This window comes from Kitasatospora griseola (assembly GCF_044999035.1).
GTDB classification, from domain to species: Bacteria; Actinomycetota; Actinomycetes; order Streptomycetales; family Streptomycetaceae; genus Kitasatospora; species Kitasatospora griseola.
Genome location: NZ_CP173360.1, coordinates 1,371,331 through 1,393,331 on the forward strand (window position 1 = coordinate 1,371,331; position 22,001 = coordinate 1,393,331).

The 22,001-nt window shown below is 72.8% G+C and carries 20 protein-coding genes; 11 read left to right on the forward strand and 9 right to left on the reverse strand.

Translation table 11 applies throughout. The annotated features are described in order from the left end of the window. Nucleotides 1-56: 56 nt before the first annotated feature. Nucleotides 57-2,105, forward strand: coding sequence for a carbohydrate binding domain-containing protein (locus ACI1MP_RS06575; protein WP_404867997.1), 2,049 nt, complete (start codon nucleotides 57-59; stop codon nucleotides 2,103-2,105). A 99-nt stretch (nucleotides 2,106-2,204) separates the two neighbouring features. On the opposite strand, the gene ACI1MP_RS06580 is transcribed toward ACI1MP_RS06575, so the two are convergent. The 4 genes from ACI1MP_RS06580 to ACI1MP_RS06595 all read right to left on the reverse strand — a co-directional run bounded on the left by ACI1MP_RS06580 (nucleotide 2,205) and on the right by ACI1MP_RS06595 (nucleotide 5,846). After that, on the reverse strand, nucleotides 2,205-3,467 hold the full coding sequence (locus tag ACI1MP_RS06580) for a multidrug effflux MFS transporter (protein ID WP_404867998.1): 1,263 nt from the start codon (nucleotides 3,465-3,467) through the stop codon (nucleotides 2,205-2,207). Between the two features lie 77 nt (nucleotides 3,468-3,544). Next, the gene (locus ACI1MP_RS06585; protein ID WP_380332993.1) at nucleotides 3,545-4,003 is read right to left on the reverse strand and encodes a hypothetical protein; all 459 of its coding nucleotides are present in this window, start codon (nucleotides 4,001-4,003) and stop codon (nucleotides 3,545-3,547) included. Nucleotides 4,004-4,252: 249 nt separating this feature from the next. Next, nucleotides 4,253-4,609 (reverse strand): hypothetical protein, encoded by a 357-nt coding sequence (locus ACI1MP_RS06590; protein WP_380332994.1) that lies wholly within the window; start codon nucleotides 4,607-4,609, stop codon nucleotides 4,253-4,255. Between the two features lie 43 nt (nucleotides 4,610-4,652). Beyond that, nucleotides 4,653-5,846 (reverse strand): acyl-CoA dehydrogenase family protein, encoded by a 1,194-nt coding sequence (locus ACI1MP_RS06595; protein ID WP_404867999.1) that lies wholly within the window; start codon nucleotides 5,844-5,846, stop codon nucleotides 4,653-4,655. Between the two features lie 184 nt (nucleotides 5,847-6,030). Here ACI1MP_RS06595 and ACI1MP_RS06600 point away from each other — a divergent pair, with 184 nt between their 5' ends. Together ACI1MP_RS06600 and ACI1MP_RS06605 are read left to right on the forward strand one after the other, a co-directional pair. Further along, nucleotides 6,031-7,026 carry a chitinase gene (locus ACI1MP_RS06600; RefSeq protein WP_404868000.1) on the forward strand — a complete coding sequence of 332 codons (996 nt, stop codon included), beginning with the start codon at nucleotides 6,031-6,033 and terminating at the stop codon, nucleotides 7,024-7,026. A gap of 113 nt (nucleotides 7,027-7,139) precedes the next feature. Then, nucleotides 7,140-8,552, forward strand: coding sequence for a class II fumarate hydratase (locus ACI1MP_RS06605; RefSeq protein WP_404868001.1), 1,413 nt, complete (start codon nucleotides 7,140-7,142; stop codon nucleotides 8,550-8,552). A gap of 2 nt (nucleotides 8,553-8,554) precedes the next feature. On the opposite strand, the gene ACI1MP_RS06610 is transcribed toward ACI1MP_RS06605, so the two are convergent. Together ACI1MP_RS06610 and ACI1MP_RS06615 are read right to left on the reverse strand one after the other, a co-directional pair. Then, the gene (locus ACI1MP_RS06610) at nucleotides 8,555-10,291 is read right to left on the reverse strand and encodes a tetratricopeptide repeat protein (RefSeq protein ID WP_404868002.1); all 1,737 of its coding nucleotides are present in this window, start codon (nucleotides 10,289-10,291) and stop codon (nucleotides 8,555-8,557) included. A 172-nt stretch (nucleotides 10,292-10,463) separates the two neighbouring features. Next, entirely contained in the window at nucleotides 10,464-10,913 is a 450-nt protein-coding gene (locus ACI1MP_RS06615) for an SPW repeat protein (RefSeq protein WP_404868003.1), read from the reverse strand. 182 nt (nucleotides 10,914-11,095) lie between these two features. Here ACI1MP_RS06615 and ACI1MP_RS06620 point away from each other — a divergent pair, with 182 nt between their 5' ends. The 8 genes from ACI1MP_RS06620 (at nucleotide 11,096) to ACI1MP_RS06655 (ending at nucleotide 19,342) form a co-directional block, all read left to right on the forward strand. Further along, the gene (locus ACI1MP_RS06620; protein ID WP_404868004.1) at nucleotides 11,096-12,412 is read left to right on the forward strand and encodes a phosphoribosyltransferase family protein; all 1,317 of its coding nucleotides are present in this window, start codon (nucleotides 11,096-11,098) and stop codon (nucleotides 12,410-12,412) included. 133 nt (nucleotides 12,413-12,545) lie between these two features. Next, nucleotides 12,546-13,757 carry a 4-hydroxyphenylpyruvate dioxygenase gene (hppD, locus tag ACI1MP_RS06625; RefSeq protein ID WP_100587780.1) on the forward strand — a complete coding sequence of 404 codons (1,212 nt, stop codon included), beginning with the start codon at nucleotides 12,546-12,548 and terminating at the stop codon, nucleotides 13,755-13,757. A gap of 40 nt (nucleotides 13,758-13,797) precedes the next feature. After that, a complete protein-coding gene (locus ACI1MP_RS06630; RefSeq protein WP_404868005.1) occupies nucleotides 13,798-14,985 on the forward strand; it encodes a homogentisate 1,2-dioxygenase in 1,188 nt (395 codons plus the stop codon). Further along, nucleotides 14,964-15,773, forward strand: coding sequence for a hypothetical protein (locus tag ACI1MP_RS06635; protein ID WP_404868006.1), 810 nt, complete (start codon nucleotides 14,964-14,966; stop codon nucleotides 15,771-15,773). The genes ACI1MP_RS06630 and ACI1MP_RS06635 overlap by 22 nt, the downstream gene beginning before the upstream one ends. Next, entirely contained in the window at nucleotides 15,770-16,987 is a 1,218-nt protein-coding gene (gene fahA / locus ACI1MP_RS06640; protein WP_404868007.1) for a fumarylacetoacetase, read from the forward strand. Before ACI1MP_RS06635 ends, fahA begins: the two co-directional genes overlap by 4 nt. Before the next feature lie 177 nt (nucleotides 16,988-17,164). Further along, the gene (locus tag ACI1MP_RS06645) at nucleotides 17,165-17,347 is read left to right on the forward strand and encodes a hypothetical protein (protein ID WP_404868008.1); all 183 of its coding nucleotides are present in this window, start codon (nucleotides 17,165-17,167) and stop codon (nucleotides 17,345-17,347) included. 88 nt (nucleotides 17,348-17,435) lie between these two features. Continuing rightward, nucleotides 17,436-18,470, forward strand: a complete 1,035-nt coding sequence (locus tag ACI1MP_RS06650; protein WP_404868009.1) for an enoyl-CoA hydratase/isomerase family protein — start codon at nucleotides 17,436-17,438, stop codon at nucleotides 18,468-18,470. A gap of 95 nt (nucleotides 18,471-18,565) precedes the next feature. Next, nucleotides 18,566-19,342 carry an enoyl-CoA hydratase gene (locus ACI1MP_RS06655; RefSeq protein WP_380333005.1) on the forward strand — a complete coding sequence of 259 codons (777 nt, stop codon included), beginning with the start codon at nucleotides 18,566-18,568 and terminating at the stop codon, nucleotides 19,340-19,342. 177 nt (nucleotides 19,343-19,519) lie between these two features. Here the strand turns inward: ACI1MP_RS06655 and ACI1MP_RS06660 are convergent, their stop codons facing one another. From ACI1MP_RS06660 to ACI1MP_RS06670, 3 genes are all read right to left on the reverse strand, one after another. After that, nucleotides 19,520-20,356, reverse strand: coding sequence for a CHAP domain-containing protein (locus tag ACI1MP_RS06660; protein ID WP_404868010.1), 837 nt, complete (start codon nucleotides 20,354-20,356; stop codon nucleotides 19,520-19,522). 81 nt (nucleotides 20,357-20,437) lie between these two features. Further along, nucleotides 20,438-21,313 (reverse strand): peptidoglycan-binding protein, encoded by an 876-nt coding sequence (locus ACI1MP_RS06665; RefSeq protein ID WP_363470511.1) that lies wholly within the window; start codon nucleotides 21,311-21,313, stop codon nucleotides 20,438-20,440. 194 nt (nucleotides 21,314-21,507) lie between these two features. Beyond that, nucleotides 21,508-21,963: a hypothetical protein gene (locus ACI1MP_RS06670; protein WP_380333007.1), complete on the reverse strand. Its 456-nt coding sequence runs from the start codon at nucleotides 21,961-21,963 to the stop codon at nucleotides 21,508-21,510. Between the last annotated feature and the right edge of the window lie 38 nt (nucleotides 21,964-22,001).

A 22,001-nucleotide genomic window follows, 5' to 3' on the forward strand; every position in this document is an offset into this window, starting at 1 on the left:
TGCCCCGTGCCCGAACTGCGGCACGAGGCCATCCTCCCATGCCTGATGGAGCCTCGATGCGCCTTCACCGACCACTCCAAGCGCTGCTCGCGACGGGCGCGATGGCGGCCGCCTCGCTGGGGCTGATCTCCGCCCCCGCGCAGGCCGCCACCCCGTTGCCGCAGCGGGTCTTCGCCCCGTACTTCGAGTCCTGGACGGGCGAGAGCCCGGCCGCGCTGGCCTCCCAGTCCGGTGTCAAGCACCTCACCATGGCCTTCCTGCAGACCGCCGCCAAGGGCAGCTGCACCGCGCTGTGGAACGGCGACACCTCGATGCCGGTGTCCAACTCGACCTTCGGCGCCGACATCGCCACCATCCGCGCGGGCGGCGGCGACGTGATCCCGTCCTTCGGCGGCTACACCGCCGACAACACGGGCACCGAGATCGCCGACTCGTGCACCGACGTCAACCAGATCGCCGCCCAGTTCCAGAACGTCATCACCACCTACGACGTCTCCCGGATCGACCTGGACATCGAGGACAACTCGCTGACCAACACCGCGGGCATCGACCGCCGCAACAAGGCGATCAAGATCGTCGAGGACTGGGCCGCCGCCAACGGCCGCTCCATCCAGTTCAGTTACACCCTGCCGACCACCACCAGCGGCCTGGCCTCCAGCGGCCTCGCGGTGCTGAAGAACGCGGTCACCAACAACGCGCGCATCGACGTCGTCAACATGATGACGTTCGACTACTACGACAACCAGCCGCACGACATGGCCGCGGACACCCAGACCTCCGCGCAGGGCCTGTACAACCAGCTGGCGAAGCTCTACCCGAGCAAGACCTCCGCCCAGATCTGGGGCATGATCGGCATTACCGAGATGCCCGGCATCGACGACTTCGGCGCCGCCGAGACCTTCACCGTCGCCAACGCCACCACGGTCTACAACTGGGCCGTCTCCAAGGGCATCAACACGCTGTCCTTCTGGGCGCTGCAGCGCGACAACGGCGGCTGCGCCGGCACCGGCGGCCGTGACGACTGCTCGGGCATCGCGCAGAACAAGTGGGACTTCAGCCACATCTTCTCGCAGTTCACCAGCTCGACCACCCCGGCGAACGACTTCTCGGTCGCGCTGAGCCCGGCCACCGGCTCGGTCACGGCGGGCGCGTCCACCTCGGCGACCATCAACACGGCCGTCACCTCCGGCTCCGCGCAGGCCGTCAACCTGTCGGTGTCCACCGTCCCGGTGGCCGGCATCAGCGCCTCGCTGAGCGCCTCCACCGTCACCGCCGGCAACTCCGCCACGCTGAACGTCTCCACCACCGCGGCCGTCCCGAACGGCAGCTACCCGCTGACCGTGACCGGCACCGGGGCCGGCGGCACCCACTCGGCGACGTACACCCTGACCGTCACCGGCGGCACCACCGCCTCCGACTTCTCCCTCGCGCTCTCCCCCGCCGCGGGCAGCGTGCAGGCCGGCGCCTCCGCCACCAGCACCGTCAACACGGCCGTCACCGCCGGCACCGCCCAGACCGTGAGCCTGACGGTCTCCGGCGCTCCGGCCGGCGTCACCGCCACCGTCAGCCCGGCGAGCGTCACCGCCGGCGGCTCCGCCACGCTGAACATCGCCACCACCGCCTCCGCCGCCCCGGGCACCTACACCCTGACCGTCACCGGCACCGGCGCGGGCCGGACCCACACCGCGACCTACGCGCTGACCGTCACCGGCGTCACCCCGCCCACCGGCCTGGTCAACGGTGACTTCGAGACCGGCAACCTCGCCCCGTGGACCTGCCAGAGCGGCGCGGCCGTCGTCGGCAGCCCCGTCCACGGCGGCTCCAAGGCGCTCCAGGTCACCCCGACCGCCGGCGCCACCGGCGAGTGCGACCAGACCGTCACCCTCGCCCCGAACCACGCGTACACCCTGACCGCCTGGGTCCAGGGCCCGTACTCCTACGTCGGCGTCAGCGGCGGTGCCACCGCCTCCACCTGGGCCAACGGCACCGGCTGGACCAAGGTGAGCGTCCCGTTCACCACCGGCGCCTCCGGCACCGTCACGGTCTACCTGCACGGCTGGTACGGCCAGGGCGCGGTCTACGGCGACGACTTCTCCATCGCCTGACGCTTCGCCCGGCAGCTCACCTGACGCCTTCCCGGTGAAACGCCCGCGCCCGGCCGGTGGCTCCTCCTCGCCACCGGCCGGGCGCGGCCGCGTCTGCGGTCAGCTCCTGGTCCGGTACAGCGGCAGGAAGGACACCAGCGCCAGCAGCGAGCAGCCCAGCACGATCACGCCGAGGGCGGTCGCGGACGGGTGGCCGCCGACGCTGCTGAGCGGGGCGACCAGCGAGCCGCACAGGAAGCTGCCGGTGCCGAGCAGCGCGGACGCCGAACCGGCGGCGTGCGGGGCCATGGTGAGGGCCTGTCCGTTGGCGTTCGGCATGATCACGCCCATCGAGCCCATCAGCACCGCGAACGCGGGCCACACCCCGGCCAGGCCGGTGTCCCACACCGTGGTGCACAGCACCACGGCCACCCCGGCCGCCACCGCCACGGAGAGCGCGGAGACCAGCAGCACCGGGCCGGGGAAGCGCTGCACCAGCACCCGGCCGTTCAGCTGGGTGACGGCCAGCAGCGCGATCGAGTTGACGGCGAACACCAGGCTGTAGGTCTGCGGGGAGATCCGGTAGACGTCCTGCAGCACCACCGACGAGCCGCCGACGTACGCGAACAGCGCGCCGAACGCGAAGGTGCTGGTGAGCAGGTAGCCGAGGAACGGGCGGTCGCGCAGCAGTCCGCCGATGGCGCGGACGGTGGTGCCGAGGCCGTCGCCGTGGCGGAGCTCGGCCGGCAGGGTCTCGCGGATGCCGAGCGCGGAGCCGACGGTGAGCAGCGCGCCGAGCACGGCCAGGACGAGGAACGTGCCGCGCCAGTCGGTGACGTGGAGCAGCTGGGCGCCGGCGACGGGGGCCAGGATCGGGGCGAGGCCGGATATCAGGCCCATGGTGGAGAGGAAACGTATCATCGGGACGCCTTCGAGCCGGTCGCGGACGATCGCCCGGGCGATCACCAGCCCCGCGGAGCCCGCCACGCCCTGCAGGGCCCGGCCTGCGACCAGCATCGGCATCGAGCCGGCGAGGGCGCACATCAGGCTGGCCGCGGTGTAGAGGGCGAGACCCGCCAGCAGCGGGCGGCGCCGGCCGATCCGGTCGCTGAGCGGGCCGAACAGCAGTTGGCCGAGGGCCATGCCGAGCAGCGAGCCGGTCAGGGTCAACTGGGCGGCGGGCGCGGTGGAGTGCAGGTCCGCGGTGAGCTCGGGCAGGGCCGGCAGGTAGAGGTCGGTGGTGAGCGGCCCGAGCGCGGCGAGGCTGCCCAGGACGCCCACGGTGGCCGCCGCGAACGGGGCCTTGCCGTTCGCGGTGTCGGATCGGCCGGGGGCTGCGGGGACGGTCTGGTCGCCGTCGGCTTCGACGGTCGGGCCTGGCATGGTGCTCCTAGGGGTGGCGGGTATGCGCACCGTCCTATCGCATCCGCCCGGCCGCCCGGTAGGGCGGGTCCCGTCGTTCAGCGGACCGGCACGCCGCCGGGCCGGGCGCTGGCCACCACGGCCGCGTCCTGCCAGCCGTACAGCTGGTCCCCGACCAGCGCGACGTCGTACAGGCCGCAGTGCGCGGTGGCGCGCTGCGGGGTGTCGGTGGGGAACCAGTGCGCCCGCAGGTGGACCGTCCCGACCGGCCGGCCCTCCGTGCACCCGGCCGGCAGCGCCCGGTCCGGCAGCGTGGCCCGGATCAGCCGGTCGCCGTCACGGGTGTCCGTCAGGAACGCGATCCGCAGCGCCGTGTCCGGCAGCCAGGTCGGCACCCCGCTGTCCTCCGCCTTGGCCGCGGCGCCCGTCGGGTACCGCAGCGTCTGGTCCATCCGGTCCTGGGCCTGCTGGATCGCGGCCGGCGCGAGCATCACCATCAGCGCCGCAACAGCCGCTCCCCCCACCACCACCGCCGTCGCCTGCCGCGCGCCGCCCATCTCCGCCTGCCCTCCCGCCCGTGTCCCGTCCTTTCCATCCTCTCCGGGCCGCGCCCCACCGACCATGCGCACCAGGTACCGACCCTCCTCGTCCCCGAGGCTGACCCCCCGCCTCCGGCCCCCGACTTCCGACGGACCCCGGCCCACCCACAAGGGGGACCCCGCTCCCCGCCGCAGCGGCGCCGCCGGCCGAGGACCACCGGGCCGTGGGCGTTCGGCGCGGCGGGATCCGCCCCGGGCGGAGGGGGCTCAGCGGAACTCGTGGACCACCTGGATCGTGCCCACCAGGTGCTGGTTGAACTCGTCCAACTCCTCGGCGGGGACCCACAGTTCGAGGATGGTCCGGCCGCCGGCCTGCTGGACGGGGTAGCGCTGCAGGAACTCGGTCTCGACCTCGAAGCGGGTGACGTAGCCGACGCCGGACGCCGGGACGTTCCAGTCCCGGGCGATCCGGATCGCGTAGTCCTCGTTCATGACGGGGTAGAAGATCGGCTGCTCGGGCAGCCGCGGCGGCCAGGCGCGCCAGCCGGACGCGGCGACCAGGGCCAGCTCCTCGGGGCCGGTGGGGCGCCAGAGGGTGGTGGTCGGCTGCTGTTGCGTCGTCATGGCGCCACCGTAGGGGCGGCGCAGGGGCCGTGACCAGCGAATATCAGCGGTAGGCGGACTCGCCGGTGATGGCCTCGCCGAGGACCAGGGTGTGGATCTCGGAGGTGCCCTCGTAGGTGAGGACGGACTCGAGGTTGTTGGCGTGCCGCAGGACGGGGTAGGCGGTGGTGATGCCGTTGGCGCCGAGGATGGTGCGGGCGGTGCGGGCGATCTCCAGCGCGGTGCGGACGTTGTTGAGCTTGCCGAAGGAGATGTGCGCGGGCTGGGCCCGGCCCTCGTCCTTGAGGCGGCCGATCCGGACGGCGACCAGGTAGGCCTTCTCCAGTTCCAGGGCCATGTCGACGAGCTTCTGCTGGGTGAGCTGGAAGCCGCCGAGGGGGCGGCCGAACTGTTCGCGGTCGCGGGCGTAGTCGACGGCGGCCCGGTAGCAGTCGCGGGCGGCGCCGACGGTGCCCCACAGGATGCCGTAGCGGGCCTCGCCGAGCGAGGACAGCGGGGCGCGCAGGCCGCGGGCGTCGGGCAGCATCGCGTCGGCGGGCAGCCGGACGCCGTCGAAGGCGAGTTCACTGGTGACGGAGGCGCGCAGGGAGAGCTTGCCGGGGATGTCGCGGGCGGTGAACCCGGGGGCGCCCTGCGGGACGAGGAAGCCGCGCACGCCGTCCTCGGTGGCGGCCCAGACCACGGCGACGTCGGAGACCGAGCCGTTGGTGATCCACATCTTGGCGCCGTCGAGGATCCAGTCGGCGCCGTCGCGCCGGGCCCGGGTGCGCATCGCGGCCGGGTCGGAGCCGACCTCGGGCTCGGTCAGGCCGAAGCAGCCGACGGCCCGTCCGGCGGCCAGCTCGGGCAGCCAGCGCAGCTTCTGCTCCTCGGAGCCGAAGGCGTGGATGGAGCGCATGGCGAGCGAGCCCTGCACCGAGACGAAGCTGCGCAGCCCGGAGTCGGCGGCTTCCAGTTCCATGCAGGCCACGCCGTACTCGGTGGCGGTGGAGCCGGTGCAGCCGTAGCCGTCCAGGTGCATGCCGAGGACGCCGAGCTTGCCGAGTTCGGGGGCGATCTCGCGAACCGGGAAGGTGCCGCGCTCGAACCAGTCGGCGAGGTGCGGCCGGATCTGCCGGTCGGTGAAGGCGCGCACCGTGTCGCGGATCAGCCGCTCGTCGTCGGTGAGCAGTTCGTCGACGCCGAGCAGGTCGAGCGGGTCGGGGCGACGGGAGGCGGATTCGGGCGTGCTGGCCATCGGGCGGGCTCCTCGGAGGGTTGCGGGGAACGGGGCTACCGAGGAGTATGCCGCCCGCCCGGCCCGGAGTCTTGACGCGGACAGAGCGAACTGATTCCCTGTCAGATCAGGAAACTTTCCTAACAGTTGAGCGGCCGGGCGGCCCCTCGCCCGGCCGCGTCCGCGACTCCCGGAACGGTGACCCATGGCCAAGCCCGCCCTCGCCCGCCCGCTCCTCGCCCTCGCCACCACCGCCGCCCTGGCGGCCGGCGCCCTCGCCCTGGCCCCCGCCGGCCAGGCCGCCTCGCCCGACCCGGTCGGCCTGAACGCCCCGTACGAGTACCTGGGTTGGGGCAGCCCGCAGAACCCCGTGCAGGTGATGCAGGCCACCGGCGCCACCCAGTTCACGCTGGCCTTCATGCTCTCCGACGGCGGCTGCAACCCGAAGTGGGACGGCTCCCGCGCGCTCACCGGCGGCAGCGACCAGCGTTCCATCGACGCGATCCGCGCCGCCGGCGGCGACGTGCTGGTCTCGTTCGGCGGCTGGAGCGGCAACAAGCTGGGCGAGAAGTGCAGTTCGGCCTCCGCGCTGGCCGGCGCCTACCAGAAGGTGATCGACGCCTACCGGCTGAAGGCCATCGACATCGACATCGAGAACACCGAGGCTTCCGACGCGACGGTCCGCCAGCGGGTGATCGGCGCGCTGAAGACGGTCAAGGCCAACAACCCGGGCCTGAAGGTGTACGTCACCTTCGGCACCACGCCCACCGGCCCGGACTCCACCGGCACCGACCTGATCAGGAAGGGCGCGGCGGCCGGTCTCGCGGTGGACGGCTGGACGATCATGCCGTTCGACTTCGGCGGCCACAGCGGCACCATGGGCAGCGTCTCCACCAAGGCCGCCGACGGCCTGAAGAACGCGGTGGCGAGCGCCTACGGCTACGACTCGGCGACGGCGTACCGGCACATCGGGATCTCCTCGATGAACGGGAGGACCGACGAGTCCGACGAGACGGTCTCCACCGCCGACTTCACCACCATCCTGAACTACGCCAAGAGCCACCACCTGGCCCGCTTCACCTTCTGGGCGGTCAACCGCGACCGCCCGTGCCCGTCCGGCACCTCCGCGGGCGACACCTGCAGCGGCATCGGCCAGTCCGCGTACGCCTTCACCAAGGTCGTCGCCTCGTACCACGGCTGAGCCCGTGTCGGCCCGTGCCGCCGTGGGGGGTGGCCCGGGCCGACACGCTGGTGCGGCGCGGCGGGAATGCCCGGCGTCCGTGGAAGGCTGACGGGACCAGGAGGTGTCCCACCATGGACAGCAGGAACGAGCAGGGCTGGCGGATCGAGCACGACTCGATGGGCGAGGTACGGGTGCCGGCGGCCGCCAAGTGGCAGGCGCAGACGCAGCGCGCCGTCGAGAACTTCCCGGTGTCGGGGCAGCGCCTGGAGCGCGCCCACATCGCGGCGCTGGCCCGGATCAAGGCAGCGGCCGCCGTCGTGAACGCGCGCCTCGGGGTGCTGGACGAGCCGGTCGCGGAGGCGATCCGGTCCGCGGCCGAGGAGGTCGCGGCGGGCGGCTGGGACGCCGAGTTCCCGGTGGACGTGTTCCAGACCGGCTCCGGCACCTCGTCGAACATGAACGCCAACGAGGTGATCGCCACCCTGGCGGGCGAGCGCCTGGGCCGCCCCGTGCACCCGAACGACCAGGTCAACGCCTCGCAGTCGTCGAACGACGTGTTCCCGTCCTCGATCCACATCGCGGCCACCGGCGCCGTGGTGCACGAGCTGATCCCGGCGCTGGAGCACCTGGCGGGGGCGCTGGAGGCGAAGGCCGGGGAGTTCGCCGAGGTGGTGAAGTCCGGCCGCACCCACCTGATGGACGCCACGCCCGTCACGCTCGGCCAGGAGTTCGGCGGCTACGCGGCGCAGGTCCGCTACGGCGTGGAGCGGCTGACGGCCACGCTGCCCCGGGTCGCCGAACTGCCGCTCGGCGGAACGGCGGTGGGCACCGGCATCAACACCCCGGCCGGGTTCTCCGCCGCGGTGATCGCCGAGGTCGCCCGGGCCACCGGGCTGCCGCTGACCGAGGCCCGCAACCACTTCGAGGCGCAGGGCGCGCGCGACGGCCTGGTCGAACTGAGCGGCCAGCTGCGGACGATCGCCACCGGCTTCACCAAGATCGCCAACGATCTGCGCTGGATGGGCTCCGGCCCGCGCACCGGCCTGGCCGAGATCAACCTGCCGGACCTGCAACCGGGTTCCTCGATCATGCCGGGCAAGGTCAACCCGGTGCTGCCCGAGGTGGTCCTGATGGTCGCCGCGCAGGTGATCGGCAACGACACCACCGTCACGGTGGCCGGCGCGAGCGGCAACTTCGAGCTGAACGTGATGCTCCCGGTGATCGCCCGCAACGTGCTGGAGTCGGTCCGCCTGCTGGCGGGCGTGGCCCGCCTGCTGGCCGACCGCACCGTCACCGGCATCACCGCGAACGCCGAGCGCACCCGCGAGTACGCCGAGTCCTCGCCGTCCGTGGTGACGCCGCTCAACCGGTACATCGGCTACGAGGAGGCCGCGAAGGTCGCCAAGCAGTCCCTGGCCGAGCGCAAGACCATCCGCCAGGTCGTCGTCGAACGCGGCTACCTGGACCGCGGACTGCTCACCGAGGCCCAGCTCGACGAGGCCCTCGACGTCCTGCGGATGACCCGCCCGGCCGGGCAGGGCTGACCTCAGCGCCGCAGCCCCGCCTCCGCGGCGGCCGCGACGTCCGCCGTCGCCGGGTCGCCGTGGCGGCGCAGGTACCAGGCCAACCAGTGCAGGGAGTCGGCGAGTTGGGCGCGCTGGTGGCCGCGGGGCAGGTGGATCAGCTTGACCGCTTCGCGGACCAGCGCCGGTACGGGCTCGGTGTTGCGCAGCCGGGCCTCGCGGAGGGCGAGGTTGGTGAGCGCGTGCACCAGGCCGGTCAGGTGCGCGGGGCCGGCGAAGGGCAGCGACCGGTAGCGGGCGACGGAGCGGCGGGAGGCGTCCCGGGCCGCGCGGTGCCGCCTGCGGTCCGCGTACCGGATGCTCAAGTTGTTGAGCATCCGGGCGAGTTCGCGGTTCTCGCGCTCCCCGCCGGTCCGGTCCGCGACCGGTTCCTGGAGCTGCACCGCCTCCCGGGTGGCGGCCAGCGCCGCCCGGTGGCGGCCGAGCGCGGCGAGCCTGCTCCCGAGCGTGTCGAGGCTCTCGGCGAGCAGCGGCGCCACCGGCGCGCCGCGCTCGGCGAGTTCGGCCCGGTGCAGCCGGACGGACTCCTCCAGGACGCCGATCGCCTCCGCCGGGCGGCCGTCCCAGCCGAGCGCCAGGCCGAGGTCGTGCAGGACGGCGGCCAGCGTCGGCCGCGTCCGGGCGTCGGCGGCCGGCAGCTGCCGGGCGAGCGCCAGCGCCTGCCGGAACGCCGTCACCGCGCCCGCCGGGTCGCCGTGCTCCGCCCGGGCGTGCCCGTACTGCGTCAACTCGGCGATTCTCAGCGGCTTTTCGCGCGAGGCGTCGGGCGCTGCCCGGTGCTGTCCCCGGGCTGCTCCGGGTTGCGGCACGTCCGACACCCCGTGCGCTGCTCCGGGTTGCGACCGGTCCGACGCGCCGCGCGCCTCCCGTCGCGGTCGGCCGTCGGGGCTGACGCGGTAGCCCCGGGCGCGCAGCGCGGCGTCCAGGTGGGCGACCAGTTCGGGGTTCTGCCGGGCGGCCTGGCGGCGGGTGTCGGCGAGTTCCGCCAGGATCCGGTCCTGTTCGTGGTGGCGGCCGGTGTGCTCCAGTTCCTCGACCAGGCTGAGCAGTGCCGCCCAGTACGCGACCCGGTCCGGGCCGCGTCCGCCGCCCGCTGCCCGGTATCCCGCGACGGCCTCGTGGGCGACGTCCACGGCTTCCTGGTGGCGGCCGGCCTCGCCGAGGGCGATGCCCAGGTCGGCGAGGGCGGAGGCGAGTTCGAGGTCCCGCTCCGGGCCGGGGTGGCGGGCGGCGAGCCGGCGGCGCAGCGCGACGGCCTCGCGGGCGACCTCGACGGCCTCGGGGCGGGCGCCGGTCCCGGCCAGCTGGTTGGCCAGGTTCTCCAGTGCGGCGGCCGCCGGCGGCCCGAACGTCCGGAGGTCGTCGTCGGCCAACTCGCGGTAGTGGGCGAGTGCTTCGCGGGCGGGCGGCAGGGCGCGGGCGCGTTCGCCGCGGTGGCCGAGGGTCAGTGACTGCCGGTACAGCGCGGCGGCCAGCGCGGGCAGGTACTCCGGGCGGTCGCGCACCAACTGCCTTGCGGCGGACACGCATTCGGCCAGTGCGGCGTCCAGTTCGGCGGCCCGCGCCGGGTCGCCGAGCAGCGGGGCGCACCACCGGTGCAGCGCCTCCACCAGGGCGGGCAGCGCCGCGTCCCCGTCCCGCCGGACCTGGTGCCGGGCCGTCTCCACGGCCGCCCGCAGCTGCCGTTCCCGTTCGGTCATCCGGTCCTCCCCCGTGGCTCCACAGCGTGGCTGCCCGCCGGGCGCCCGCGCCATGCCGCCCTGCCCCGAGCTGTGACCGTTCCCCTACTCGCCGTTCACTTTCCGTCCACTGCGCCGGACACGGGTCCGCCCCGGCGGTCGGGCCGGGGCGGACGGGCAGGTCGCGCGACGATCAGTGGCGTCGTCGCGCCGTGCCGGAGGCTCCGGCGAACACCATGCCGACCGCGGCCAGCGCCAGCAGCGTCATGACGCCGCCGGTGATCGTGTTGGTCAGGATGGTCCGGCGGATGTGCGCTCCGCCGTTGACGGCCCAGGGCGCGACGATCGTCCACACGCCGATGACCGCGCAGGCCCAGGCACGTGCGTGCGTGCGGCCCCATGCCGGGCCGTAGCCCGCCATCAGGACGGTGTAGGCGATACCGAGCACCAGGTTGCTGATGGCCAGGCCGGTGAAGCCGCTGAAGCCGACCACCCACGGCGAGATGGCGAGGAACAGACCGGCGCAGATCGCCAGCGCCTCCGTCCCCTGCCCTGCGGTCGTGGATGTCGCCCGTTCGGCGTGTTCACGCATCTCCAGGATGTCCGGGTGATGCTCCATGCCCGACGGCAGCTGGGTAGACACCTGGATCACCTCCTCGTTGTCAGGCCAATGCGAAACCACTTGGTCGCTACCCGGTCTGCGCGGAAACTAACGCTATCCGCCGGTTAATCCTTATTTTTTACTTATCACCCGATTTGCGGTACTTCTGCCCGCCTCTCCACCGCCTCCGGGCGCGCGTACGGTGGAGAACGGAGAGGTTCCCCATGTACTTCACCGACCGGACCGAAGCGGGCCGCGCACTCGCCGCCGCGCTGACCGACACCCCCGCGCTGGGCGCCGACCCGCAGGGCCCCGTCGTGGTGGCGCTGCCGCGGGGCGGCGTGCCGGTGGCGGTGGAGGTGGCGGCGGCCCTGGGGGCGCCGCTGGACGTGTGCGTGATCCGCAAGGTCGGCACCCCGGGGCAGTCCGAGCTGGCGATGGGCGCGGTCGGCGAGGACGGCGCCCGGGTGGTGAACCAGACGGTGGTGGACGCGGTGGGCGTCACGCCCGAGGAGTTCGCGGCGGTGGAGGCCCGGGAGCGGGCCGAGCTGGCCCGCCGGGCGGCCGCGTACCGGGAGGGCCGGCCGCCCGTGTCGCTCACCGGGCGCACCGTGCTGGTGGTGGACGACGGGGTGGCGACGGGTTCGACGGCGCTGGCGGCCTGCCGGCTGGTGCGGGCCCGCGGCGCGTCCCGGGTGGTGCTGGCGGTGCCGGTCGCCCCGCACGACTGGACGTCCCGGCTGTCCGGCGCGGCGGACGCGTTCGTCGCGGTGCACACCCCGTCCCGGTTCATGGCCGTCGGCGAGTTCTACCGGGACTTCCGGCAGGTCGAGGACGGCGAGGTGCTGGCCGCGCTGGCGCGGGCGGGCCGGCCGCGGCACCCGGAGGTGGACACCCACGAGCTGGCCTTCCCGACCGGCCCGGCCGCCATCGCGGTGCCCGAGCACGCCGTCGGCGTCGTGCTGTTCGCGCACGGCAGCGGCTCCGGCCGGGGCAGTCCGCGCAACCGGCGGGTCGCCGAGCGGCTGCACCGGGAGGGCCTGGCCACCGTGCTGTTCGACCTGCTGACGCCGCACGAGGCGGAGGACCGCTGGAAGGTGTTCGACCCGGGCCTGCTGGGCGGCCGGCTCGCCGAGGCGACCCGCACCGTGCGCCACCACCCCCCGCTCACCGGCCTGCCGTTCGGCTACTTCGGGGCCAGCACCGGCGCGGCCGCAGCGCTGTGGGCGGCCGCCGAACCGGACACCGCGCCGGGCGCGATCGTCTCCCGGGGCGGCCGCCCGGACCTGGCGCAGGCCCGGCTGCCGCTGGTGACCTCCCCGACGCTGCTGATCGTGGGCGGCGCGGACGGCGAGGTGGTGGAGTTGAACCGGCAGGCCCGCTCCGAGCTGCGCTGCGAGAGCGCCCTGCAGATCGTCCCCGGTGCGAGCCACCTGTTCGAGGAGCCGGGGGCGCTGGAGACGGTCGCCGACCTGGCCGCGCGGTGGTTCGCCGAGCACCTCGCGGTGCGTCGACCGGGCGACGATCGGGCGGGTCGTTGAGCAATCCGCCCAGTCGGACCCGCCCCGAGCTGCTCACCTTGTACACATTGAGCAGCCGGAATCGGACCTGTTGCCCACCTCACCGAGCAGGAGGAAGCTCCTCGCAACCGACTCGACGTGGAGGAATGCACCGATGACCGCCGACGCCGCTGTTGAACTGACGCCCGAGGAGCTGCAGGCCGGACTGACGGCCGAGCAGCTGCGCACTCTGGTGGGCCTGGTCGAGTACGACGCCTCGACCGACCCGTTCCCGGTGACCGCTCAGGACGCCGTCGTCTTCGTGGTCGGCAACGCGACCCAGACGGCGCAGTTCTACCAGGCCGTGTTCGGCATGGAGCTGGTCGCCTACTCCGGTCCGGAGACCGGCCGCCGCGACCGCAAGGCCTTCGTGCTGCGCTCCGGTTCCTGCCGCTTCGTGATCAAGGGCGGTGTGCTGCCGGACAGCCCGCTGCTGGACCACCACCGCCGCCACGGCGACGGCGTCGTCGACCTGGCGATGGAGGTCCCGGACGTGGACAAGTGCATCGAGCACGCCCGCGCCCAGGGCGCCACCATCCTGGAGGAGCCGAACGACGTCTCCGACGAGCACGGCACCGTCCGCCGCGCCGCGATCGCCGCGTACGGCGAGACCCGGCACACCCTGATCGACCGCTCCCGCTACACCGGCCCGTACCTGCCGGGCTACATCGCCAAGGAGTCCACGGTGGTCCGCCCCGAGGGCGCGCCGAAGCGGCTGTTCCAGGCGCTGGACCACGCGGTGGGCAACGTCGAGCTCGGCAAGATGGACGAGTGGGTGTCGTTCTACAACCGGGTGATGGGCTTCGTGAACATGGCGGAGTTCGTCGGCGACGACATCGCCACCGACTACTCGGCGCTGATGTCGAAGGTGGTCGCCAGCGGCAACCACCGGGTGAAGTTCCCGCTGAACGAGCCGGCGATCGCGAAGAAGAAGTCGCAGATCGACGAGTACCTGGAGTTCTACACCGGCCCGGGCTGCCAGCACATGGCGCTGGCCACCAACGACATCCTCACCACCGTCGACGTGCTGCGTTCGCGCGGCGTCGAGTTCCTGAACACCCCGGACTCGTACTACGACGACCCGGAGCTGCGCGAGCGGATCGGCAAGGTCCGGGTCCCGATCGAGGAGCTGAAGTCGCGCGGCATCCTGGTGGACCGCGACGAGGACGGCTACCTGCTGCAGATCTTCACCAAGCCGATCGGCGACCGGCCGACCGTGTTCTACGAGTTCATCGAGCGGCATGGTTCGCTGGGCTTCGGCAAGGGCAACTTCAAGGCGCTCTTCGAGGCGATCGAGCGCGAGCAGGACCGGCGCGGCAACCTCTGACGGGCGGCAGGAACCAGGGCGACGAGGGAGAAGCGGGACGATGGCGTACTACCGGCAGCTGGGCTCGGTGCCGCCCAAGCGGCACACCCAGCACCGCACCCCCGAAGGGGGCCTCTACTACGAGGAGTTGATGGGCGAGGAGGGGTTCTTCTCGGACTCCTCGCTGCTGTACCACCGGCACATCCCGTCGGCGGTGACGGCCGCCTCGGTGTGGGAGCTGCCGGACCAGTCCACCACCGCCAACCTCCCGCTGCTCCCCCGTCACCTGAAGCTGCACGAGCTGTTCCCCGGCCAGGAGTGGAAGTCGGCGGACGTCGTCGGCGGCCGCCGGCTGGTGCTCGGCAACGCGGACGTGCGGATCTCCTACGTCGCGGCCGGCGCGCCCAGCGAGCTGTACCGCAACGGGCTGGGCGACGAGTGCGTGTACGTGGAGTCGGGCGCCGCCGTGCTGGAGACGGTCTTCGGCTCCCTGACGGTCGGCCGGGGCGACTACGTGATCATCCCCCGGGCCACCACGCACCGCTGGGTGCCGACCGGTGACGAGCCGCTGCGCGCCTACTGCATCGAGGCGAACAGCCACATCACCCCGGCCCGCCGCTACCTCTCCAAGTACGGGCAGCTGCTGGAGCACGCCCCGTACTGCGAGCGCGACCTGCGCGGCCCCGAGGGCCCGCTGCTGGTCGAGGGCGGCGAGGTGGACGTGCTGGTCAAGCACCGCGGCCCGGGCGGCGTGGTCGGCACCCGCTACACCGTGCCGAACCACCCGTTCGACGTGGTGGGCTGGGACGGGTGCCTGTACCCGTACGCCTTCAACATCGCGGACTTCGAACCGATCACCGGCCGGGTGCACCAGCCGCCGCCGGCCCACCAGGTGTTCGAGGGCAACAACTTCGTGATCTGCAACTTCGTGCCGCGCAAGGTGGACTACCACCCGCTGTCGATCCCCGTCCCGTACTACCACGCGAACGTGGACAGCGACGAGGTGATGTTCTACTGCGGCGGCAACTACGAGGCCCGCAAGGGCTCCGGCATCGGACAGGGGTCGATCTCGCTGCACCCCGGCGGCCACACCCACGGCCCGCAGCCGGGCGCGTACGAGCGCTCGATCGGCGTGGAGCTCTTCGACGAGCTGGCGGTCATGGTGGACACCTTCCGCCCGCTGGAGCTCGGCGAGGCCGCCACCGCCAGCGAGGACCCGAACTACGCATGGACCTGGGCGAAGCGATGAACGTACCCGAGCTGTACCGGGGGCTGTTCGACGACGCGGCGGTCTTCCCGCCCGGCGACCTGCCGCTGGCCGAGGCCGTCCCCGCGCACCTGGCGCACCGCGCCGCACCGTACGCGGCGGCGGTCGGCCCGCTGCTCGCGCCGGTCGACAAGCTGGCCGAACTCGCCCTGCTGGCACCGGAGTTCCCGATCGTGGTGACGGTGCCGACCGGCCGACTGGCGGACGCCCTGAAGGCCGCGGCCGGGCTGCCGCTGGCGGGCGTCGAGTACGTGGCCGGCGAGGACGTCCGGGCGGCCGTGGCGGAGCTGGACGCGCTGCTGCCGGACGGCGTCGGTGCGGCCGTCGAGGTGCCCCGCGCGGTCCCGCCGGACGCCCTCGACGCCCTGGCCGGCACCCGTTACCGCGCCAAGTACCGCACCGGCGGCCTGAGTTTCGCGGCGTTCCCGAGCGTCGCCGAGCTCGCCGGGTTCCAGGTGGCCTGCGCCGAGCGCGAGCTGCCGTACAAGTGCACGGCGGGCCTGCACAACGCCGTCCGGCACACCGACCTGGGCACCGGCTACGAGCACCACGGCTTCCTCAACGTGCTGCTGGCCGCCGGAAGTTCGGACCGGGAGCAGGCCACCGAGCTGCTCGCCGAACGCGACGGGGCCCGGCTGGCGACGGCCGTGCAGTCGCTGACGGAACACCAGATCGCGCGGATCCGTTCCGCGTTCACCGCCTTCGGCACCTGTAGCATCGCCGAGCCGTTGGAAGACCTCGCCCGACTCGGCCTCCTGGAGAACTCGTGACCGCCACCACCTGGCTCGATCTGCCCGCGGACTCGCCGTTCGGCGTGCACAACCTCCCCTACGGCGTGTTCACCGCCGACGACCGGCCCGGCCGGCGGCGGATCGGCGTCCGGATCGGCGACCGGGTGCTGGACGCCGGCGCGGCCGCCCGGGCGGTCGGCAGCCCGTCCGAGCTGCTCGACGCCGAGACGCTCAACCCGCTGATGGCCGCGGGCCGTTCGACCTGGCGCGAGGTGCGCGCGGCGCTCACCGAGTGGCTCACCGACGCCGCCCACCGCCCGGCCGTCGAGCCCTGCCTGCTGGACCTGGCGGACGTCGAGCTGCACCTGCCGTTCGAGGTCGCCGACTACGTCGACTTCTACGCCTCCGAGCACCACGCCACCAACCTGGGCAAGATCTTCCGCCCGGGTTCGGAGCCGCTCACCCCGAACTGGAAGCACCTGCCGATCGGCTACCACGGCCGCTCCGGCACCATCGTGGTCTCCGGCACCCCGGTGACCCGCCCGCACGGCCAGCGCAAGGCCCCCGCGGACCCGGCTCCCTCGTTCGGACCGAGCCGCCGCCTCGACATCGAGGCCGAGGTCGCGTTCGTCGTCGGCACGCCCAGCGCCATGGGCACGCCGGTGGCGCTCGCCGACTTCGCCGAGCACGTCTTCGGCGTCTGCCTGCTCAACGACTGGTCGGCGCGCGACATCCAGGCCTGGGAGTACGTGCCGCTCGGCCCGTTCCTCGGCAAGTCCTTCGCCACCTCCCTCGCCCCCTGGGTGGTGCCGCTGGAGGCCCTCCAGCACGCCCGGGTCGCCCCGCCGGCCCGCGACGTGGAGCCGCTGCCGTACCTCGACGACCGGGACGCCGAGCCCTGGGGCCTGGACCTGGCGATCGAGGTCGCGCTCAACGGCCGCACCGTCTCCCGCCCGCCGTTCGCCACCATGTACTGGACCGCCGCCCAGCAGCTGGCCCACCTCACCGCGAACGGCGCCAGCCTGCGCACCGGCGACCTGTACGCCTCCGGCACGGTCTCCGGCCCCGAGCCGGACACCCGCGGTGCGCTCATCGAACTGACCTGGAACGGCGAGCACCCGCTGAAGTTCCCCGACGGCACCGAGCGCACCTTCCTGGAGGACGGCGACGAGGTGTCCATCAGCGCCACCGCCCCCGGCCCGGGGGGGCTGCGGGTCGGCTTCGGCGAGGTCACCGGGCGGATCATCGGCTGATCTGTCCCTCCGTGGGCTGCGGGTGCGTCAATGACGCGCCCGCAGCTCGCCGCTGTTCGGGTGAGATTGCGGGACGCCGAACCCGTCCGCCGCTAGAAGTTGACGCGACATCACGCGGCCCGACTCCCGAGCCGGCCGCGACCGTTCGCGGACGACTCGCTGCCGGAGGACCCGATGATGAAGCTGCGCACCCTGGTCTGCGGAGCCGCGCTCGCAGCCGCCAACCTGCTGATGCCCGCCGCCCCGCAGGCCCAGGCGTTCCCGTCCGCCCCGCACCCCGTGAAGCTCTGCGGCTTCGCCTCGCAGCCGGTCGCCACCACCGGGCCGGTGCTGCTCACCACCCCGCTGCACCCCTGCTGACCCTGCGCCCCCGGCCGCCCCACCGGCCCGGTACCGTGCACGGGAAGATCGTCGTACTTTCCGGACGGGAGCGGAGACAGTCATGGTGATGGACACCCCGCAGGACGTGCTGATCGACCGGGTCGGCCGCACCGGCCGGATCACCCTCAACCGCCCACGTGCCCTCAACTCCCTGACCCACGGCATGCTGGAGACCGTCCGCACCGCCCTGGACGCCTGGGCCTCGGACGACCGGATCTCCGCCGTCCTGCTCACCGGCGCGGGCGAGCGCGGACTGTGCGCCGGGGCCGACATCCGCGCCATCCACGACGACGCCAAACTCGGCGGCGCCGGCGGCCGGGCGTTCTTCCGCGTCGAGTACCCCCTCAACGAGCTGATCTCCCGCTACCCCAAGCCGTACCTCGCGCTGATGGACGGCATCACCATGGGCGGCGGCGTCGGCCTCTCCGCGCACGCCGCGACCCGGATCGTCACCGAACGCTCCACCGTCGCCATGCCCGAGACCCGGATCGGCCTGGTCCCCGACGTCGGCGGCAGCCGCCTGCTCGCCCTCGCCCCCGGCGAGCTCGGCACCCACCTCGCCCTCACCGCCGCCACCATGACCGCCGGCGACGCCCTGCACTGCGGCTTCGCCGACCACTTCGTCCCGTCGGCCGCGCTGCCCGCACTGCTCTCCTCGGACGACCCCGTCGCCGCTCTCGCCCCGCTCACCGAGACCGCCCCCGCCTCCGAACTCGCCCAGCAGCGCGAGTGGATCGACCACTGCTACGCCGCCGACAGCGTCGAGGAGATCCTGGAGCGCCTCCGGGCCACCGGCCTGCCCGAGGCCAAGGAAGCCGTCGAGCAGCTCCTCGGCAAGTCCCCCACCATGCTCAAGGTCACCCTGGCCGCGCTGCGCCGGGCCCGCACGCTGCCCTCGCTGGCCGCCACCCTGGAACAGGAGTACCGGATCTCCTGCGCCGCCCTCGCCCACCACGACCTGGTCGAAGGCATCCGCGCCCAGGTCGTCGACAAGGACCGCGACCCGCACTGGAGCCCCGCGTCGCTTTCCGAGGTCACCGCCGCTGACGTCGCACGTTTCTTCACCGTCCCCGAAGGCGGCGACCTGCGACTGCCGAGGTGACCATCGTCTCGCCTGTCGAGACTGGCATCCGGGGCGGCGTTCCGAGATCGTATCCACCGTCAGTGTTCCGCTCAGCGTGGAGAGGATTTGCGGCGATGACCGAGTACGAGACGATCCTGGTGGACCGCAAGGGCCGGGTCGGCATCATCACCCTCAACCGCCCCAAGGCGCTCAACGCGCTCAACAACCAGTTGATGACCGAGGTGGTCGCGGCAGCCAAGGCCTTCGACCGCGACCCGGAGATCGGCGCCATGGTGATCACCGGCTCCGAGAAGGCCTTCGCCGCGGGCGCCGACATCAAGGAGATGCAGGACAACCGCTTCCCCGACGTCTACCTCGACGACTGGCTGGGTCCCTGGGACGAGCTCGGCCGCCTCCGCAAGCCCGTCGTCGCCGCCGTCGCCGGCTACGCCCTCGGCGGCGGCTGCGAGCTCGCCATGCTCTGCGACATCCTGATCGCCGCCGACACCGCGAAGTTCGGCCAGCCCGAGATCAAGCTCGGCGTCATCCCCGGCATCGGCGGCTCCCAGCGCCTCACCCGCGCCGTCGGCAAGGCCAAGGCCATGGACCTCTGCCTCACCGGCCGCATGATGGACGCCGAGGAAGCCGAGCGCGCCGGCCTGGTCTCCCGCATCGTCCCCGCCGACCAGCTCCTGACGGAGGCCCACGCCGTCGCCGAGACCGTCGCCGCGATGTCGCTGCCCGCCGCGGTGATGATGAAGGAGTCCGTCAACCGCGCCTTCGAGACCACCCTCGCCGAGGGCGTCCGCTTCGAACGCCGCCTGTTCCACGCCGCGTTCGCCACCGCGGACCAGAAGGAAGGCATGACCGCCTTCGCCGAGAAGCGCCCGGCCGCTTTCACCAACAAGTAGCCGCAGCGTCCGCTGCCGGCACGTCGAAGCCCCGCCGGGCGGGGGCGACTTCGAGGAGTCGCCTGCCCGACGGGGCTTCGCTGCGCACCGCTCCGGCTCCGGCGGACCTGTCAAACCGCCGTGGCCCGTACGCTCACAGGATCACCTCGGGGATGCCGGTGTCCTGCCGGGGGCCGCTCAGAAGTGGATCATCCACTGGAAGGCGTTGTCCGCGCTGCTCACGTGCATGCCCTTGCGGGTGCCGTAGCCCTCCGGGTTGTTCCAGTTGTACTCCTCCACGTCGAAGGAGCCGTCGGAGTAGACGGCGTTGACGTAGGCGACGTGGCCGTAGATGATGCCGTTGCTCGCCCGGTGGACGTCGTTGACGGCGATGGCGCCGACGGACGGGGTGGTGTTGACGGTGATGCCGAGGCGGCGGGCCGCGTCGTCCCACTGCGCGGCGTTGCCCCAGGTGGTGCCGCCGTAGGAGTTGCCGAAGTTCGAGATGCCGAGACGGCTCTGGACGCGGGAGGACGCGAAGGCGGTGCACTGGAGGGCGATGAAGCCGTGCGCGCCGCCGTCGTAGTCGTTGGTGGCGTTCTCGTTGCTGCCGCTGCCGCCGCCGCCGAGGAACTGGTGCGAGGCGTTGTTGTTCTTCAGCGTGGAGTTGAGGTTGCCCTTGGCGCCGGGGGCGAAGTCCTGGTAGGAGCCCGCGTAGCCGCTGTTGAAGTAGACGCGGACGGTCTGGCCGGAGCGGTTCCACACCGACGCGGCGTTGTTCTTGATGCAGACGCCCTGGCCGTTGCCCGCGCTCTTGAAGTCGTAGCAGGACGGCTGGGTGTCGCCGTAGTTGCTGAGCGAGCCGGTGAAGTCGGAGATCGAGCCCGCGTTGTCGCTGTTGAAGTAGTAGCAGAACTCGCCGGAGTCGCAGGATCCGTCGCGGGACGCGGCGAAGGCGGGGGTGGCCCCGATCAGGGGAACGGCCAGGGCCAGCGTGGTGCCGGCGACGGTCAGGATGTTGCGTATCTTCTTCACTGCTGACTCTTCTCGTGGTGTGTCGTGGAACGCTGCGTGGTCGACCGGTGCGCGGTCGTGCTCGGGTGGAGCCGCGCGCGGTCAGTGGGTGCGCTGGTACTGCTCCCAGGTCTGGATGGTGATCCGCTGGCCGTCGTCGGGGCCGTGGTTGGCCAGACCGTTGAAGCCGAGGTAGTAGTCACCGACCTGGTTCTGGGCCTGGGTGGCCAGGTCGGTGTCGGTGATCGCCACGGCGTGGATGTGCCACGGCCAGTTGCCCTGGGTGGGGTTGCGGACCCAGGCGGCGAACCCGACCTGACGCAGCACCAGGGCCACGTTGTTGCGGGTGGCGGCGGTCATGCCGTCCACGTTGATGTCCACGACGCCGCCGCCGTCGTGGGTGCCCGCGGAGGTCGGGTCGCCACCCGGGTTGTACGAGCCCTGGTCCAGGGTCAGGTGGAAGCCCAGGAGGCGCTCGGCCTCGGTGAGCATGTTCTGGGTGCGGGTGTTGACGGTGTATCCGTCGCGCTGGAGCTTCGCGCCGGGACCGATCTGGTGGGTCAGGGTGTACCGGCCCTGCCCGAGCGAGGTGAGCGAGGTGACGCCGGGCAGCCCGTTGGCGTCCAGGCCGCTGAAGCCGAGGGAGCGCTGGTAGGCGGCGTAGGCGGTGGTGGTGCTGGTGCCGAAGTACCCGTCCACCCACTGGGCGGCGAGGAAGCCGCGGGCCTGCAGGGCCTGCTCGACGGCCAGGACCGAGTCGTGGGCGCCGGGGGTCTGCGTGCTGTCGGCGCGGCGGGGGTCGATCAGGGCGGCCAGCACGGTGGCTTCCATGTCCACCACGGGCAGCACGGTGGCGGCGCTCTGCGGCGGCGGGGTGGTGGCGTGGGCCGGTGCGGCGCTCAGCACCAGGCCGCTCAGGACGGCGACGGCCGCGAGCAGCCGGGTGGCGGTGTTCCGGGTCTTGGTGACGGTTGCCATGCGGTGGTTCCTTCTTGTTCGGTGGAGGATCGGTCCCTGTCCCGCCCGGTGCAGGCACCGGGCGGGACAGGGGTCCGACGGCCCGCGGCGCACCGCTGCCCGATCGACCCGGCCGGCGTCGGAGAATGCGCCGGGCGGTCGTCGACAGCCGCCCCGGGGCCCGGTGTTGCAGGGCTCGCCGGTGGGCGGAGCGGTCAGCAGCGGGTGTCGGTCTTCGCGACGACGTCACCGGCGCCCGGCCACGGGCCGTAGCCGTTCCAGCCCATGGCCTGGGTGCACTCCGCCAGAGTGTCGGCGCCGGAGGACCAGATCTCCACCATGTTGCTGTCGCACTGGACGTCACGGATGGTGGTGCCGGTGAGGATGGTCGTGCACGCGTTCCAGCTGCTGTGGGTGTCGCGGTAGCCCTGCCACACGTACAGGTAGGAGTAGTTCTTCCCGCAGCCCTTGTACTGCTTGACGGACGCCATGGTCTGCCCGCCGACGTTGATGTAGGCGGTGGTGCCGATCTGGGTGACGCTGGAGCAGCTGGCCGCGAGGGAGGCGCTGGGGGCGGTGGGCACGGTGGTGGCGTTGGCGACGCCGGGCACAGCCGCGAACATCGGCACGGCGAGGGCCGTGGCGGCAGCGATCTTGGTGAGCATGCGCATGGTGAGCAATGTCCTTTCGGAAAAGGGGGGTTGGGAGG

Bases quoted from the DNA above. Each gene is read 5' to 3' on its own strand.
- ACI1MP_RS06575 (WP_404867997.1), top strand. From the start codon at position 57: ATGCGCCTTCACCGACCACTCCAAGCGCTGCTCGCGACGGGCGCGATG.
- ACI1MP_RS06580 (WP_404867998.1), bottom strand. From the start codon at position 3,467: ATGCCAGGCCCGACCGTCGAAGCCGACGGCGACCAGACCGTCCCCGCA.
- ACI1MP_RS06585 (WP_380332993.1), bottom strand. From the start codon at position 4,003: ATGGGCGGCGCGCGGCAGGCGACGGCGGTGGTGGTGGGGGGAGCGGCT.
- ACI1MP_RS06590 (WP_380332994.1), bottom strand. From the start codon at position 4,609: ATGACGACGCAACAGCAGCCGACCACCACCCTCTGGCGCCCCACCGGC.
- ACI1MP_RS06595 (WP_404867999.1), bottom strand. From the start codon at position 5,846: ATGGCCAGCACGCCCGAATCCGCCTCCCGTCGCCCCGACCCGCTCGAC.
- ACI1MP_RS06600 (WP_404868000.1), top strand. From the start codon at position 6,031: ATGGCCAAGCCCGCCCTCGCCCGCCCGCTCCTCGCCCTCGCCACCACC.
- ACI1MP_RS06605 (WP_404868001.1), top strand. From the start codon at position 7,140: ATGGACAGCAGGAACGAGCAGGGCTGGCGGATCGAGCACGACTCGATG.
- ACI1MP_RS06610 (WP_404868002.1), bottom strand. From the start codon at position 10,291: ATGACCGAACGGGAACGGCAGCTGCGGGCGGCCGTGGAGACGGCCCGG.
- ACI1MP_RS06620 (WP_404868004.1), top strand. From the start codon at position 11,096: ATGTACTTCACCGACCGGACCGAAGCGGGCCGCGCACTCGCCGCCGCG.
- hppD (WP_100587780.1), top strand. From the start codon at position 12,546: ATGACCGCCGACGCCGCTGTTGAACTGACGCCCGAGGAGCTGCAGGCC.
- ACI1MP_RS06630 (WP_404868005.1), top strand. From the start codon at position 13,798: ATGGCGTACTACCGGCAGCTGGGCTCGGTGCCGCCCAAGCGGCACACC.
- ACI1MP_RS06635 (WP_404868006.1), top strand. From the start codon at position 14,964: ATGGACCTGGGCGAAGCGATGAACGTACCCGAGCTGTACCGGGGGCTG.
- ACI1MP_RS06645 (WP_404868008.1), top strand. From the start codon at position 17,165: ATGAAGCTGCGCACCCTGGTCTGCGGAGCCGCGCTCGCAGCCGCCAAC.
- ACI1MP_RS06650 (WP_404868009.1), top strand. From the start codon at position 17,436: ATGGACACCCCGCAGGACGTGCTGATCGACCGGGTCGGCCGCACCGGC.
- ACI1MP_RS06655 (WP_380333005.1), top strand. From the start codon at position 18,566: ATGACCGAGTACGAGACGATCCTGGTGGACCGCAAGGGCCGGGTCGGC.
- ACI1MP_RS06665 (WP_363470511.1), bottom strand. From the start codon at position 21,313: ATGGCAACCGTCACCAAGACCCGGAACACCGCCACCCGGCTGCTCGCG.
- ACI1MP_RS06670 (WP_380333007.1), bottom strand. From the start codon at position 21,963: ATGCGCATGCTCACCAAGATCGCTGCCGCCACGGCCCTCGCCGTGCCG.